This window comes from Xanthomonas graminis pv. graminis, from assembly GCF_030168915.1.
GTDB classification, from domain to species: Bacteria; Pseudomonadota; Gammaproteobacteria; order Xanthomonadales; family Xanthomonadaceae; genus Xanthomonas_A; species Xanthomonas_A translucens.
Genome location: NZ_CP076255.1, coordinates 325,390 through 340,196 on the forward strand (window position 1 = coordinate 325,390; position 14,807 = coordinate 340,196).

The following is a 14,807-nucleotide window of genomic DNA, read 5'->3' on the forward strand; positions in this document are numbered from 1 at the left end:
GTTCGTCGCGACTGAAGCTGCTGCCACAATTAATGGCTTGCAGCGAGCTGGCGGGGTGTACTGCGGGAGGGACTTCAGTCCCGACTGTTTCCGAGGCCGGATAGTTGGATGGCTTCGTTCGTCGCGGCTGAAGCCGCTCCTACAGGAAGCTTGCTGCCGACTCGCCGTGTGCACTGTAGGAGCGGCTTCAGCCGCGACAGGTTGCCCAAGCCGCTGCGATCCCCGGCATTTTCGTGGTCCACCCGTCACGATGGTTTCTGAAGCCCGGCAACCGGACGGCGCCGCGCGTGGCGACTGAAGTCGCTCTCACAATCAATGGTTTGCAGCGAGCCGGCAGGGTGCACTGTGGGAGGGGCTTCAGCCCCGACGCGGGAACGCTGCATGCGTAAGTGCCGCTGCGCCGCGCGCCGCGGTGCATGTGATCGACCGGCCTGCCGGCACGCGCATGCGATGATGCCGGCGTACCCGCCAGATTCCCGGTGTGCCTATGGCTTTCGACGCGTTCGCCCTGATCCTGGCCATGTTGGCGCTCGGCATGCTGTTCGCGCGCCTGCGCGCGCTGCCGCCCAACACCACCGATGTGCTCAACCGCGTGGTGCTGTACCTGTGCCTGCCGGCCTCGGTGCTGCTCTACGTGCCGCGCCTGCAGCTGGACCTGGCCCTGCTCGGGCTGATGCTGACGCCGTGGCTGCTGACCGGCGTCACCGTGCTCGCGGCGCTGGCGTTGCGCCGGCCGCTGCGCCTGCACCGCGACCAGTACGCGGTCCTGCTGCTGTGCGTGGCGTTGGGCAATTCCAGCTTCATCGGCTATCCGATGGCGCGCGCGCTGCTCGGCGAGGCGGCGCTGCCGTATGCGGTGGTCTACGACCAGTTCGGTACCTTCGTGCTGCTGTCCAGCTTCGGTCTGTATGTGCTGGCCCGCTACAGCGGCGAGACGCCGCCAACGCCGCGGCAGACGCTGCTGCGCATGGCCCGGTTCCCGCCGCTGTGGGCGCTGGCGTTCGCGCTGACGCTGATGCCCAAGCAGCCTCCGGCATGGATCGCCTCGGGCCTGCAGCACCTGGCCGACGCGATGTTGCCGCTGGTGATGCTGGCGGTGGGCTTCTCGATCCAGCTGCGGCTGCCGCGCGAGGAACTGAAGCCGCTCGCCGCCGGCCTGCTGTTGAAGCTGCTGCTGTTGCCGGCGCTGGCCTGGCCGCTGTCGTGGGCGCTGGGCCTGCGCGGGCAGCTGCTGCAGGCCAACGTGCTCGAATCGGCGATGCCGACGATGATCACCGCCGCCGCGCTGGCGATCTCGCACCGGCTGGCGCCGCGGCTGGCGGCGGCGCTGGTCGGCTACGGCATCCTGCTGTCGCTGGTCACCTTGCCGGCCTGGGCGTGGCTGCTGGGGGCGCTTCCGTAAGCAAGGGGTGCAACCGCGGCCGGGGCGTTACCGGCAATGCCAGGTCGGGATTGAATCCCTCCTGCAAAAACGCGGCTCCTCAATCCGCCGGCACCGCACGCGCGCGCGCCCACTCGCGCGGCGCCTGCACCTGTTCGGCCATCATCACCGACAGCGGCCGCGTGCCGCGCAGTTCCTGCAGCAGCTCGCTCATGGGCGATCCGTTGCCGTGGGGCCGCCACGATAGCAACGCGCTGGCCCGCCCGCCACGCGTTGACTACCGGCCAACGTGGGGCCGGTGTACGCTGCGGCCTCTTCTTCCGGAAGCGAGGCGCGCATGAAGACGATCCTGGTGGCCGGCTCCAAGGGCGGCGTGGGCAAGACCACGATTGCCACGCACCTGGCCGCGTACTACGCGCTGGCCGGCAAGCGTACGGTGCTGGCCGATGCCGATCCGCAGGGCTCCTCGACCCGCTGGGCCGAGCGCCGCGCCGGCCTGGACAGCGCGGTGCTGCCGATCGACGCCAGCCGCAAACGCAACTGGCGCGCGGCGCTGCCGGACGACACCCAGCGGGTGATCATCGACGGCGCCGCCGGCGCCATGGCCGAGGATCTGTCCCAGTTCCTGGACGAGGCCGATGCGGTGGTGGTGCCGGTGATGCCGTCGGCGCTGGACATCGAGGCCACCGTCGGCTTCCTCAACACCCTGGCCAAGGTGCCGCGGGTGCATCAGCGCAAGTTGCCGGTGGGGTTGGTGATCAACCGCAGCAAGCCGTGGACCCACGCCGCGCAGCAGGCGTTGGAGATGCTCGGCGGCTGGCCGTATCCGGTGCTGGCGCAACTGCGCGACAGCCAGGCCTATGTGGTGCTGGTCGGCCTCGGCCGCAGCCTGTTCGACTACCGTTCTGCCCAGGTGCGCGATCACCAGCAGGACTGGGAACCCTTGCTCAAGTGGCTCAAGAAGGCCTGACCGATGACCATCGTCCTGCGTGAAGTAATCCTGCTGCGCCATGCCCATGCCGAACCGGCCGATACCGGCCAGGCCGATGTCGACCGGCCGCTGTCGCCGCACGGCCTGGCCGAGGCCGAAGCCGCCGGGCGCTGGCTGGTGGAGCAACGGCTGGTGCCCGACCGGGTGCTGTGCTCGCCGGCGCGGCGCGCGCGCGAAACCCTGGAAGCGGTGCTGGAGCTGACCGGCTATGTCGAGCAGCGCCTGGAGCCGCGGGCCTACGAGGCCACCTCCGGCACCCTGGCCGCGCTGCTGGACGATCACCGCGACGTCGAGCGGCTGCTGCTGGTCGGCCACAACCCCGGCCTGGAGCAGCTGGCGGCGCTGATGCACAGCGGCCAGTCCGGCGACTACCGCGGCATGCCCACCGCCAGCGTGGTGGTGCTGACGGTGCCGCAGGACGCGGCGATCGAACCCGGCGTGGCGCAACTGACCGCATTCTGGTGGCCCTGAACGCACCGCGCCGGCACCTGCGCCCGGCGCTGTGCACCGCGCTGCTGTCGCTATGCCTGCTGCCGGGCTGGAGCAACGCGCAGGCGCCGCCGCTGGCGCTGGGGGAACACGCCCTCGATCCGGCCCAGTCGCGCTTCGGTTTCGAGATCCGCACCCGCTTCGGGCAGCGCATCGAGGGCTTCTTCCCGCGCTTCGAAGGCACCGTGGAGATGCTGCCTGACGGCCGCCACCAGGTGCGCCTGCGCCTGTTCACCGCCTACGTGCAGATTCCCGGCAAGCCGCGCTACTCCGGCTGGATGCGCGGCGAGGATTTCTTCGACGCCGAACGCTTTCCGACCGTCTCTTTCGATTCGCAGCCGTTCTCCCCGGCGCTGCTGACCACGGGCGGTGCGCTGGTCGGCACGCTGAGCATCCGCGGGGTCGGCCATACCGAGACGCTGACCCTGATGCCGGCGGCGTGCAGCCGCCCAGGCTATGATTGCGACGTGATCAGCCGCGGTACGGTTCTGCGTGGACGTTATGGGATGGATAAGTGGGATCTGGCCTTGAGCGATCGGGTCACCTTCGTGCTGCGCGCACGGCTGACGGCAGCGGACGCTCCGTGACATTGCTGCTGCGGGTCCTGATGCTGACGGCGCTGCTGCTCGGCAGCGGTTGCGCGAGCCTGTCGCAGGCCGAGCACGGCCGTGCGGTGGCGATCGCCGAGGCCGCGCGCGACGGCCGCGTCGACTGCACACAACGCGATCACTGCGCGCTGGCCTCGCCGCTGCGCGCGCTGGCCGGCAAGGCCTTCGCCGAGTCCGCCAGCGGCGCCGCGCCGCGCCACTACGCCACTATCCTGGACCACGGCGAGGAAGCGCTGGTGGCGCGGATCAACCTGATCCGCAGCGCCAGCCGCAGCATCGACCTGCAGACCTACATCTTCGACAAGGACGACAGCGCGCGGCTGGTGATGGACGAGCTGCTGGCCGCGGCGCGCCGCGGCGTGCAGGTGCGGGTGCTGATCGACCAGCTGTCGGCGATCTCCGACCTACAGATCCTCGGCGCGCTGGCCGGCGCGCACCAGAACTTCTCGCTGCGCATCTACAACCCCACCTTCGGCCTGGCCAAGCCCAACTACCTGCACTACGCCGCCAGCGTGCTGTGCTGTTTCCGCCACTTCAACCAGCGCATGCACAACAAGCTGCTGGTGGTGGACGACGCGATCGGCGTGGTCGGCGGGCGCAACTACCAGGACGACTATTACGACTGGGACAGCGAGTACAACTTCCGCGACCGCGACGTGCTGGTGGCCGGGCCGGTGGCGCGCACCATGGCCGCCAGCTTCGACGCCTACTGGGCGGCGCGGCGCAGCGTGCCGGTGGCGCGGCTCAACGACGTCGGCAAGTTGCTGTTGCGCGACGGCGTGCCGCAGCTGCCGCCCGCCCAGTTGCTGCACCCGCAGCGGGTGCAGCGGGTGAGCGAGGAGGCCGCCGATCCCGCCTTCGTCGAGGACGCCTTCGTGCTGCCGGCGCTGCCGGTCAGGCACGTGGACTACGTCGCCGACCTACCGCAGAAGCATCGCCGCGAGCACGGCCCCAAGGCGATCTCGACCGCACCCAGGCTGGACAAGCTGATCGCCGAGGCGCAGCAGGAGATCATCCTGCAGACGCCGTACCTGGTGCTGTCGGATCCGGCGCAGGCGATCTTCCGCGACCTGCGCAAGCGCGCGCAGCCGCCGCAGGTGATCGTGGCCACTAACAGCCTGGCCAGCACCGACAACCCGGTGGTGTATGCGCTGTCGTACAAGTACAAGCGCCGCAACCTGCGCGAGCTGGGCTTCGACATCTACGAGTACAAGCCGTTCCCGCTGGACGCGCCGGTGGACTACGCCAACCTGCTGCCTGCGCCGCTGCAGCTGCCGGACGCCGGGGAGGCCGGCGGCCGCAATCCGCTGATCGGCGGCAGTGCCGCCGGCAGCAATGCGCGCAGCGGCCGCAGCTCGGTGCTCGGCAGCGGCGGACCCTCCGGCAGCAGCCGTCGCGCCGACGGTAGCCAGGTCGATCGGCGCGTGCTGCGCACCGAGACCCGGCCCTCGTTGTTGAGCCGCCGCGTCGCCAACCGGCCGCTGCCGGTGACCCGCGACGGCGCGCGCATGGGCCTGCACGCCAAGTCGCTGGTGGTGGACCGGCGCGTCGGCGTGATCGGCACCCACAACTTCGATCCGCGCAGCGAGACCTACAACACCGAGGGCGCGGTGATCATCGACGACCCGGCCTTCGCCCAGGCGCTGGCCGCCAGCATCGGCCGCGACATCGAGCCGGAGAATTCGTGGACGGTGGCGGCGCGGGTCAAGCCGCCGCTGCTGTCGGGCCTGAACTACAGCATGGGCAAGGCCTCCGAGGCGCTGCCGGTGCTGGATTTCTGGCCATGGCGCTACGCCACCAACTACGCATTCCAGCCCGGCCCCGAATGCCCGGCGCCGCTGACCCGGCGCGATCCCGGCTTCCACCGCTGCTACAGCGCGGTCGGCGACTTCCCCGAGGTCAACGTCGGCCCGAAGTGGCTGCTGGTGCGGATGCTGACGGCGTTCGGCTCGGGCCTGGTGCCGATTCTTTGAGAGGCCGGGACTTGGGACTCGGGATCGGGGACTCGGAAAATCGCGTGGGCCGGAGCCGGAGCCGGAGCCGGAGCCGGGGCCGGGGCCGGGCCGCAAAGGCGCAAGGGCGCAAGGGCTTGATGCATCGCTTCCGATCGCCGATGCCCGGCTGCGGGCCAGGCTGCCTGAAGCTGGCGTTCCAGGACTCTGGTGGCGGAGCGATTGCCGACGGGCGCAGGCGTGCGTGGCGCACCGCATCGCCCGCGGTACCGTTTGACGTTAGGCTGGCGCCCTCCTCGTCCACGGACCCTGCGCGATGACCTTCCGCGAACCCGTCGATCTCGCTGCCCTCAACGACGCCGCCCGCGACACCCTGATCGCGCACCTGGGCATCGTCTTCACCGAAGCCGGGCCGGACTGGCTGCGCGCGACGATGCCGGTCGATGCGCGCACGCGGCAGCCGTACGGGCTGCTGCACGGCGGCGCCTCGATGGTGCTGGCCGAAACCCTGGGCAGCGGCGCCGGCAACCTGTGCGTGGAAGCAGGCCAGCTCTGCGTGGGCATGGAGATCAACGCCAACCACCTGCGTTCGGCTCGCACCGGCACGGTGACCGGCACCGCGCGGCCGCTGCACCTCGGCCGCACCAGCCAGGTCTGGGAGATCCGCATCGAGGACGCGGCCGGCAAGCCGGTCTGCGTCTCGCGGCTGACCCTGGCGGTGATCGCAGGCAATTAGCGTGCGCTCAGTCGCAACCGTCTTCATGCTGACACAATAGGGTGCTTCCCTCCCGGCTTCCGGTACCCTGACCAGAATGAGCGAGTTCTCCTCAACCGCCCCGCACCACCACGGTGGGGCGCTGCGCTGGGTCCGTTACGGCTACCGCCTTCCGCTGCTTGCGCTGCACGTGTTACTGTCGTTGCCGTTCCTGCTGGCGTGCATGGCGCTGTCGCCCGGCCGCGCCGGCGTCGAATCGTTCGGCGACCGTGTGGTGTGCTGGTGGTCGACCTGGCTGCTGCGCATCTTCGGCCTGCGCGTGCGCCGGGTCGGCACGCCGCTGCCCAATCCGGTGCTGTTCGTGGCCAACCACGTCAGCTGGATCGACATCGTGATGCTGCACAGCCAGCGCATGATGGGCTTCGTCGCCAAGCGCGAGATCGCCGGCTGGCCAGTGGTCGGCTGGCTGGCCACGCGCGGGCAGACCATCTTCCACCAGCGCGGCAACACCGAATCGCTGGGCGGGGTGCTGCAGGCGATGCTGGAACGGCTGCGCTCGGGGCGCTCGGTCGGCGTGTTCCCGGAAGGACGCACCCGCGGCGGCCACGATGTCGGCCCGTTCCACGCGCGCATTTTCCAGGCCGCGGTGGAGGCCGAGGTGGCGGTGCAGCCGGTGGCGGTGCGTTACGGCGCCGGCGGCTCGGCGCAGACGGCGATCGCGTTCGGCCCTCACGAGAGCTTCTTCACCAATTTCCTGCGCCTGCTCGGCGAGCCGGGCACGGTGGCCGAGGTGCACTTCCTGGAGCCGATCCGGCTGCAGGACGTGGAAGGCCGCCGGCGCATCGCCGAGATCGCGCGCGCACGCATCGTCGCGGCAATGGCGCAACGCTGAACCATGGAACACTGCGGCCCGCGCGATTTGATCCATTGCTCCACTCGCCCGGGGCAAGCTCGCTGCCGATGATGAATGCCGCCGACTACCTCCCCCCGCGTTGGCTGCGCAACCCGCACCTGCAATCGGTGCTGGGCTCCAGCGCCCTGCGCGTGCGCCGCGGCGAACAGCTGCTCGCCGCCAGCGGCGCGACCACCACCTCGCACATCCTCGATGGCGGCGACGGCGTGCGCCTGCAGGGCTGGCTCAGCGCGCCGGCCGGTACCGAGCCGCGCGGCACCGTGTTGCTGCTGCACGGCTGGGAAGGCAGTGCCGACTCCGGCTACATGCGCCTGACCGCGGCGCAGCTGCTGGCGCGCGGCTACCAGGTGTTCCGGCTCAACTTCCGCGACCACGGCGGCACCCACCACCTCAACGTGGACCTGTTCCACTCCGAGCGCCTGGACGAAGTGGTCAACGCCGCCGGCGACCTGTGGCGGCGCTTCCCGGCGCCGACGCTGCTGGCCGCCGGCTATTCGCTGGGCGGCAACTTCGCCTTGCGCTTGGCACTGCGCGCGCCGGCCGCTGGCCTGCCGCTGCAGCACGTGGCCGCGGTGTGTCCGCTGCTGGATCCGGCCACGACCATGCAGCGGATCGAGAACGGCCCGCAGTTCTACGACTGGTATTTCCGCCGCAGGTGGCGCGAGTCGCTGCTACGCAAGCGCGAACTGTTCCCCGAGCGGCACGGTTACGACGACGCCACGCTGGCGCTGGACATGCGCAAGCTGATGGGCTGGCTGGCGCAGCGCCACGCCGGTTTCGCCAGCCTGGACGCGTACTTCGAAAGCTATTCGATCGCCGGCGAGCGCCTGCGCACCCTGAGCGTGCCGGCCGACATCCTGATGGCCGAGGACGACCCGGTGATCCCGCTGGACGATTTCCGCAACCTGCGCCTGCCGCCCCTGGCGCGGCTGGAAATCGCGCGCTGGGGCGGGCACTGCGGCTTCATCGAGAATGCGCGCGGCGACGGGTTCGCCGAGCGCTGGGTGGCCGAGCGCCTGACCCACGGTCTGCCCGCCTGAGCCAGGGCCTGTCGCGGGTGCCAGCGCAGGCCGCGCCGGGCGTGGCCCTGCCGATTGGGCCTGGCAGACCCCCAGTCGGTACCGCGCAGCTCGACCTGACCGCCAGCGGGGCGCTGCGCCACGCAGCCGGTCTGCCACACCCTCGCGAACGGGTGACAGGCCTGGCGCGTTCCAGCGCAGGCCGTCCGGGCGCGCCCGCTACAATGCCGGTTTGCCGCGAGCCGGACCCTCATGCAAGAGCAAATTCTCGACGCCCTGCGCCGCCAGGCCGACGCCGACGCGCTGCGCATCGCCCAGGCCTGGGTGGCCGATGCCGCCGCCGACGCGCAGGCGCACCGCTGGCTTGCGTTGGCGCAGCAGCAGAACGACAACACCGCTGCCGCGCTGCACAGCATCGACCAGGCCATCGCGCTGGCGCCGGAAGACGCCAGCCTGCACCTGCTGCGCGCCGGCCTGCTGCTCAGCGGCAACGACATCGCCCAGGCCGAAGACGCGCTGGCACGCACCGCCGCGCTGGATCCCAACCAGTTCCTGGCCTACGTGATGCGCGCGCACCTGGCGCTGGGCCGCGGCGACCTGGACGAAGTGGAGCGGCTCAGCCGCACCGCCGCGCGCCTGGATCCGGACCATCCGCAACTGCTGTGCCTGGACGGCATGCTGGCGCTGCGCCGCGGCGATGCCGATCGCGCGCTGGCGCTACTATCGCGCGCCAGCAAGGCGCTGCCCGACGATCCGCGCTTGCTGTACGCGCTCGGTTTCGCCTACCTGGACAAGCAGCACCTGGCCTTCGCCGAAACCGCGTTCCGCCGCGTCGCCACGCTGACGCCCGGCAGCAGCGCGCTGATGGCGCTGGTCGCGCAGCTGGCGCACCGCCAGGGTCGCCTCGACGACGCCATCGCGGCGCTGGACGCGGTGCTGGCCGATCCGCGCAGCGACACCGCCGGCATGCGCCGGCTGGCGGGCGAATACGCCTTGCAGGCCGGGCGCCCGGCCGATGCGCTGGAGCACCTGCGGCGCGCGCTGGGCGCCGCCCCCGCCGATCGCCGCACCCTGCATGCGGCGCTGATCGCCTGGCAGCGGCTGGGCGCGGTCGAAGATGCCCGCGCCACCCTGGAAGCGGCGCTGGCCACCACCACCGATGCGCACGACCTGTGGCTGGCGCGGCTGGCGCTGGAGCCGGTCGGCGGCGCCGAGGCGCGCGCGCTGATCGCACGCTGGCAGGCGGCGATGCCGGGCCACGTGCCGGCGCTGGAAGCGCAGCTGCGGGTGCACGACATGGCCGGCGAGCGCGATCAAGGCGAAGCCGTGGCGCAGCGCATCGTGGCGCTGGAGCCGGGCCGCATCAGCGGCGAGGAACGCCTGGTCGAAGCGCTGCTGGAACGCGGCGAGCACGACGCGGCCATCGCCCACGTGCGTGGCCTGATGCAGCGCATGCCCGAGACCGAGCAGAGCGTGTTGCGGCCGTGGCTGGCGGCGGTGCAGGACCGCGCCGGGCGCCCGGCCGAGGCGCTGGCGACCTGGCTGGCGTTCCACCAGGAACAGCTGCCGCAGCGCCTGCCGCTGCCGCCGCTGGGCCAGGCCCCGGCGCAATGGCCGGCGCTGGCCGAGATCGATCCGCAGGTGCGGGCGCGGCCGTTGTTCGTGTGGGGCGCGCCGGGCAGCGGCGTGGAGCGGGTGGTCGCGTTGATGGACGCGGCCAGCCAGGTGCTGCGCAGCGACCGCTTCGGCGCGCAGCCGCCCACCGACGGCTTCCAGCGCTACCGCAGCGTCACCGAACTGGACAGCGGCGAACGCGACGGCGCGGCGCTGATCGCCGAGTGGCGCGCGCAGCTGCCGGCGCGCGGCATCGACGACGGCAACATCGTCGACTGGTTGCTGTGGTGGGACAACGCACTGCTGCGCGCGCTGCGCCCGCAGCTGCCGGAAGGGCGGCTGCTGATCGCGCTGCGCGACCCGCGCGACATGCTGCTGGACTGGCTGGCCAACGGCGCCCCGGCGCCGCTCGGCCTGGCCACCGCGGAGGCCGGCGCGCACTGGCTGGCGGCGGTGCTGACCCAGGTCGCCGACTTGCACGAACAGGACCTGTATCCGCACCGGCTGCTGCGCCTGGACGGCATCGAGGCCGATCCGGCCGGCGTGGCCGCGGCGCTGCAGCAGGCCTTCGGCGTCCCGTTCCCGAGCGTGCCCACGATCGGCCCGCCGCGCCTGCCGTCCGGCCACTGGCGCGCCTATGCCGCGCCGCTGGCGGCCGCGTTCGCGCTGCTCACGCCGGTGGCCGTGCGCCTCGGCTACACCGAAACCTGATTCCCCCACCGGAGTTTTCGCATGCGTCTTCGCAGTGACAGCATCCAGCCCGGCCAGCCGATCGCCGCGACCTACGCGATGGGCCAGGCACACGGCTTCGCCGCCAACCGCAATCCGCACCTGGCCTGGGACGACGTGCCGGCCGGCACCGCGGCCTTCGCGCTGCTGTGCCTCGATCCGGACGTCCCGACCGTGGCCGCGATGGTCGGCCGCGACGACGTGCAGATCCCGGTCGAGCAGCCACGCACCAATTTCGTGCATTGGGCTGCCGTTGATCTTCCGGCCGACCTGCGCGAGATCGCCGAGGGCAGCGCCAGCGACGGGGTCGTGGCCAAGGGCAAGCGGCAACCGCCCGGCCTGCCAGGCGCGCGGCAGGGCTTGAACAGCTATACCGACTGGTTCGCCGGCGATGCGCAGATGGGCGGCGACTACTACGGCTACGACGGCCCGTACCCGCCGGCCAACGACCTGCGCGTGCACCGCTACTTCTTCCGCCTGTTCGCGCTGGACGTGGCCACGCTGGCGCTGCCGGCGCGCTTCACCGCCGCCGACGCGCTGCGCGCGATGCAAGGCCATGTGCTGGCCGAGGCCAGCCTCCATGGCACGTACAGCCTGAATCCCAAGCTCGCCTAAAGCCCCTCTCCCGTCGGAGCCTGATTAGCGCTGTGTCTCAGCTGGTGATGCTGCCTTGGTTTAGAAATGCAGGTTCTTCAGTGAGATACGGCGATGACGCTCAATCGGATCCAGTTCCAAAAGGGGCTTTCGATTCCGGCTTTTCTGAGCCGCTACGGCTCCGAGGCGCAATGTGTCGAGGCCTTGGTTCAGGCCAGGTGGCCCAATGGCTTCGTGTGTCCGCAGTGCGGACACACGCATGCCAGTGGCTTTGAGCGGGGACGCCAGCACCTGTGGCAGTGCGCGCGCTGCCGGGTACAGACCAGCTTGACCGCCGGCACGCCCATGGCAGACACCAAGCTTCCCTTGCGGGTGTGGTGGCTGGCCATCTATCTGGTGAGCCAAGCCAAGAACGGAATTGCTGCGCTGGAACTGGCTCGGCAACTGGGCGTGTGCTATCGCACTGCATGGCGGATCAAGCACAAAGTGATGTCGGCGATGGCCGATCGTGAGCAGTCACGCCGGCTCGACGGAGAGGTCCAGATCGATGATGCCTATCTGGGCGGCGAACGCGCCGGTGGTCCAGGCCAACCGCAGTGGCGCAATAAAGTGCCGTTTATTGCAGCGGTTTCCCTGCATCAAGGGCGCCCGCGCTATCTCCGCCTGGATGTGGTCTCCAGCTTCCGAAGAAGCGTCGTGCACACGTGGGCTCAGCAGGCACTGGCACCGGGCACCCATGTCGTCAGTGATGGGCTGACAGCGTTCACCGGTGTGGGCTGGGCAGGCCTGACCCACGATGCCATCGTGACCGGAAGCGGCCGCAAAGGCGTCCAGCAGCCTCGTCTGCGTTGGGTCAATACGATCCTGGGCAATCTCAAAACGGCGCTTAGCGGCACCCACCATGCGGTGGACTTCCCCAAATACGGCGCGCGCTACCTGCATGCGCATGCCTACCGCTTCAATCGCCGCTTCAACCTGGCCGCCATGGTGCCGCGCCTGGCCAGTGCCCTGGCCGGCGCGGGAAGGCTCACAGAGCAGCAACTGCGTACGACAGCTGAGACACAGCGCTAATCAGGCCGTCGGAGTAGGGGTTGGGGTGAGGGTCCGGCGCGCAGCGTCTCGCGGAGTTTGGGTGCACGAAGCTGCGCCCGTACCCTCATCCGCCCCCGCGGGACACCTTCCCCCGAAAAGGGGGCCATGGTCCCGATGAGAGAAGGGAACGGCCCTCAGGCCGCCGGCAGCCACAGCAACAGCGCCGCACCCAGCACGATGCGGTACACCGCGAACGCAGTGAAGCGGTGCGACTTGATGTAGCCCAGCAGCCACTTCACCACGATGAAACCGGTCACCACCGCGGCGGCGAAGGCGATGGCCACGTCGCCCCAGTCCTCGCTGCCCACCGCGCCGTTCTTGTACAGCTCCAGGAACGAATAGCCGCTGGCCGCGAACATGGTCGGGATGCCGACCAGGAACGCGAAGTCGGCCGCGGCCGAGCGCTTGCTCAGGCCCAGCAGCATCGCCAGGAAGATCGTCGCCGCCGAGCGCGAGGTGCCGGGGAAGACGCCGGCCACCACCTGCGCCAGGCCCACCGCGATGGCCACCTTCCACGTCACCCGCTCGCGCTCGGGCATGCGCGCGGCGAAATGCTCGGCCACCAGCATCCACACGCCGCCGATCACCAGCGCCCAGGCCACCGGCTGCACCGACTCCGGCAGCTGCCAGCCGGCCTTGCGCACCACCAGGCCGACCACCGCGGTGACCAGGAATGCGGTGCCCAGCTTGAGCACGTAGTCGCGGTTGGCGCGGTCGCCCAGCCCCGTGGCCAGCGTCCACAGCCGCTGCCGGAACACCAGGGTGGTGGCCAGGATCGCGCCGGCCTGGATCACGATGTTGAAGAAGTCCGAACGGCGGCCGAGCCATTGCTCGGCGATCAGCAGGTGGCCGGTGCTGGAAACCGGCAGGAATTCGGTCAGGCCTTCGAGGATGCCCAGCAGCAGGGCGGAGAACATGTCGCTCATGGGGAGGGTTCGGCTCGTGGGGGAGGAAAAAGCCGGGCAAGGATAGAACATTGCTTTGAGCACCATTTTGGTGCATTTAATTGCCATCGAACCACTTTGGTGCATGCAGTCCGCCCCGTTGGCGTGCTTCCTTTACCAAAATCAAGGACTTGTGAATCAGTCACAGTTGGCACGGTGATTGCTGTCACTGGGACCAAGTCATTCACCAACCCGAGGTTTCATCGATGTCTGCGGAAAATATTGAGAAGCTGGTCAAGGACAACAAGGTCGAGTTCGTCGATCTGCGGTTCGTCGACATGCGCGGCGTGCAGCAGCACGTGACCTTCCCCGTCAGCATCATCGAGCCGGCGCTGTTCGAAGAGGGCAAGATGTTCGACGGCAGCTCGATCTCGGGCTGGAAGGGCATCAACGAGTCGGACATGGTCCTGCTGCCAGACGCCGACACCGCGTTCATCGACCCGTTCATGGCCGATCCGACCCTGGTCCTGACCTGCGACATCCTCGACCCGGCCACCATGCAGAGCTACGACCGCGACCCGCGCGGCGTGGCCAAGCGCGCCGAGGCCTACCTGAAGTCCAGCGGCATCGCCGATCAGGCGTTCTTCGGCCCGGAGCCGGAATTCTTCATCTTCGACGGCGTGCGCTTCGGCAACGAGATGGGCCACACCTTCTTCAAGATCGATTCGGAAGAAGCGGCCTGGAGCAGCGGCAGCAAGATCGAAGGCGGCAACAGCGGCTACCGTCCGGCGGTCAAGGGCGGCTATTTCCCGGTGCCGCCGACCGACTCGCTGCAGGACCTGCGCGCGGAAATGTGCAAGACCCTGGAGCAGGTCGGCATCGAGGTCGAGGTGCACCACCACGAAGTGGCCACTGCCGGCCAGTGCGAGATCGGCACCAAGTTCAACTCCCTGGTGAAGAAGGCCGACGAGCTGATGATGATGAAGTACATCATCAAGAACGTCGCCTACCGCAACGGCAAGACCGCGACCTTCATGCCCAAGCCGATCGTCGGCGACAACGGCTCGGGCATGCACGTGCACCAGTCGCTGGCCAAGGGCGGCACCAACCTGTTCTCCGGCGACGGCTACGGCGGCCTGTCGCAGATGGCGCTGTGGTACATCGGCGGCATCTTCAAGCACGCCAAGGCGATCAACGCCTTCACCAACTCCGGCACCAACAGCTACAAGCGCCTGGTCCCGGGCTTCGAGGCGCCGGTCATGCTGGCCTACTCGGCGCGCAACCGCTCGGCCTCGTGCCGCATTCCGTGGGTCTCCAACCCGAAGGCGCGCCGCATCGAGATCCGTTTCCCGGATCCGCTGCAGTCCGGCTACCTGACCTTCGCCGCGCTGATGATGGCCGGCCTGGACGGCATCAAGAACCAGATCGACCCAGGCGCGCCCAGCGACAAGGATCTGTACGACCTGCCGCCGGAAGAAGAGAAGAAGATCCCACAGGTGTGCTCCAGCCTCGACCAGGCGCTGGAAGCGCTCGACGCCGACCGCGAGTTCCTCAAGGCCGGCGGCGTGTTCAGCGACGACTTCATCGACGGCTACATCGCGCTGAAGATGCAGGAAGTGACCAAGTTCCGCGCCGCCACGCACCCGCTGGAATACCAGCTGTACTACGCCAACTGAGTTTCACGCGCGGCGATGGCGAAGGTTCCCCCTCCCTCCTTCGTCATCGCCGCCACCTACTCGGCTGGGGAGCCGCGCCGGTGGTCCGCGCCCGAACGCAGTGGCACCAGCGGTGTTTCCAGGGGATGCACCACGAAAGACAGCGCTTGC

General features: G+C 69.6%; 13 protein-coding genes. 12 read left to right on the plus strand and 1 reads right to left on the minus strand.

The features are described 5' to 3' along the window. Nucleotides 1-487: 487 nt before the first annotated feature. The 11 genes from KHF85_RS01345 (at nucleotide 488) to KHF85_RS01395 (ending at nucleotide 12,076) form a co-directional block, all read left to right on the plus strand. On the plus strand, nucleotides 488-1,402 hold the full coding sequence (locus KHF85_RS01345) for an AEC family transporter (RefSeq protein WP_284568221.1): 915 nt from the start codon (nucleotides 488-490) through the stop codon (nucleotides 1,400-1,402). Nucleotides 1,403-1,718: 316 nt separating this feature from the next. Further along, nucleotides 1,719-2,351, plus strand: a complete 633-nt coding sequence (locus KHF85_RS01350; protein ID WP_284568222.1) for a ParA family protein — start codon at nucleotides 1,719-1,721, stop codon at nucleotides 2,349-2,351. A 15-nt stretch (nucleotides 2,352-2,366) separates the two neighbouring features. Beyond that, nucleotides 2,367-2,843: a SixA phosphatase family protein gene (locus KHF85_RS01355; RefSeq protein WP_284569452.1), complete on the plus strand. Its 477-nt coding sequence runs from the start codon at nucleotides 2,367-2,369 to the stop codon at nucleotides 2,841-2,843. 56 nt (nucleotides 2,844-2,899) lie between these two features. Continuing rightward, nucleotides 2,900-3,448, plus strand: a complete 549-nt coding sequence (locus tag KHF85_RS01360) for a YceI family protein (protein WP_231104168.1) — start codon at nucleotides 2,900-2,902, stop codon at nucleotides 3,446-3,448. Further along, complete coding sequence (locus tag KHF85_RS01365; RefSeq protein WP_284568223.1) at nucleotides 3,445-5,442, plus strand: phospholipase D family protein; 1,998 nt, start codon at nucleotides 3,445-3,447, stop codon at nucleotides 5,440-5,442. The genes KHF85_RS01360 and KHF85_RS01365 overlap by 4 nt, the downstream gene beginning before the upstream one ends. 295 nt (nucleotides 5,443-5,737) lie before the next feature. After that, nucleotides 5,738-6,157 carry a hotdog fold thioesterase gene (locus KHF85_RS01370; protein WP_284568224.1) on the plus strand — a complete coding sequence of 140 codons (420 nt, stop codon included), beginning with the start codon at nucleotides 5,738-5,740 and terminating at the stop codon, nucleotides 6,155-6,157. Between the two features lie 76 nt (nucleotides 6,158-6,233). Further along, the gene (locus tag KHF85_RS01375) at nucleotides 6,234-7,028 is read left to right on the plus strand and encodes a lysophospholipid acyltransferase family protein (protein WP_284568225.1); all 795 of its coding nucleotides are present in this window, start codon (nucleotides 6,234-6,236) and stop codon (nucleotides 7,026-7,028) included. 71 nt (nucleotides 7,029-7,099) lie between these two features. After that, a complete protein-coding gene (locus KHF85_RS01380; RefSeq protein ID WP_284569453.1) occupies nucleotides 7,100-8,089 on the plus strand; it encodes a YheT family hydrolase in 990 nt (329 codons plus the stop codon). A gap of 231 nt (nucleotides 8,090-8,320) precedes the next feature. After that, a complete protein-coding gene (locus KHF85_RS01385) occupies nucleotides 8,321-10,393 on the plus strand; it encodes a tetratricopeptide repeat protein (protein WP_284568226.1) in 2,073 nt (690 codons plus the stop codon). A gap of 21 nt (nucleotides 10,394-10,414) precedes the next feature. Further along, a complete protein-coding gene (locus tag KHF85_RS01390; RefSeq protein WP_284568227.1) occupies nucleotides 10,415-11,026 on the plus strand; it encodes a YbhB/YbcL family Raf kinase inhibitor-like protein in 612 nt (203 codons plus the stop codon). A gap of 93 nt (nucleotides 11,027-11,119) precedes the next feature. Beyond that, nucleotides 11,120-12,076 carry an IS1595 family transposase gene (locus tag KHF85_RS01395; RefSeq protein WP_284566649.1) on the plus strand — a complete coding sequence of 319 codons (957 nt, stop codon included), beginning with the start codon at nucleotides 11,120-11,122 and terminating at the stop codon, nucleotides 12,074-12,076. 155 nt (nucleotides 12,077-12,231) lie between these two features. Here the strand turns inward: KHF85_RS01395 and KHF85_RS01400 are convergent, their stop codons facing one another. Continuing rightward, nucleotides 12,232-13,023 (minus strand): undecaprenyl-diphosphate phosphatase, encoded by a 792-nt coding sequence (locus tag KHF85_RS01400; protein ID WP_284568228.1) that lies wholly within the window; start codon nucleotides 13,021-13,023, stop codon nucleotides 12,232-12,234. Nucleotides 13,024-13,247: 224 nt separating this feature from the next. On the opposite strand from KHF85_RS01400, the gene glnA reads away from it, so the two are divergent. Further along, the gene (gene glnA / locus KHF85_RS01405; RefSeq protein ID WP_003480122.1) at nucleotides 13,248-14,657 is read left to right on the plus strand and encodes a type I glutamate--ammonia ligase; all 1,410 of its coding nucleotides are present in this window, start codon (nucleotides 13,248-13,250) and stop codon (nucleotides 14,655-14,657) included. Nucleotides 14,658-14,807 lie beyond the last annotated feature (150 nt).

Bases quoted from the DNA above. Each gene is read 5' to 3' on its own strand.
- KHF85_RS01345 (WP_284568221.1), top strand. From the start codon at position 488: ATGGCTTTCGACGCGTTCGCCCTGATCCTGGCCATGTTGGCGCTCGGC.
- KHF85_RS01350 (WP_284568222.1), top strand. From the start codon at position 1,719: ATGAAGACGATCCTGGTGGCCGGCTCCAAGGGCGGCGTGGGCAAGACC.
- KHF85_RS01370 (WP_284568224.1), top strand. From the start codon at position 5,738: ATGACCTTCCGCGAACCCGTCGATCTCGCTGCCCTCAACGACGCCGCC.
- KHF85_RS01375 (WP_284568225.1), top strand. From the start codon at position 6,234: ATGAGCGAGTTCTCCTCAACCGCCCCGCACCACCACGGTGGGGCGCTG.
- KHF85_RS01380 (WP_284569453.1), top strand. From the start codon at position 7,100: ATGAATGCCGCCGACTACCTCCCCCCGCGTTGGCTGCGCAACCCGCAC.
- KHF85_RS01385 (WP_284568226.1), top strand. From the start codon at position 8,321: ATGCAAGAGCAAATTCTCGACGCCCTGCGCCGCCAGGCCGACGCCGAC.
- KHF85_RS01390 (WP_284568227.1), top strand. From the start codon at position 10,415: ATGCGTCTTCGCAGTGACAGCATCCAGCCCGGCCAGCCGATCGCCGCG.
- KHF85_RS01395 (WP_284566649.1), top strand. From the start codon at position 11,120: ATGACGCTCAATCGGATCCAGTTCCAAAAGGGGCTTTCGATTCCGGCT.
- KHF85_RS01400 (WP_284568228.1), bottom strand. From the start codon at position 13,023: ATGAGCGACATGTTCTCCGCCCTGCTGCTGGGCATCCTCGAAGGCCTG.
- glnA (WP_003480122.1), top strand. From the start codon at position 13,248: ATGTCTGCGGAAAATATTGAGAAGCTGGTCAAGGACAACAAGGTCGAG.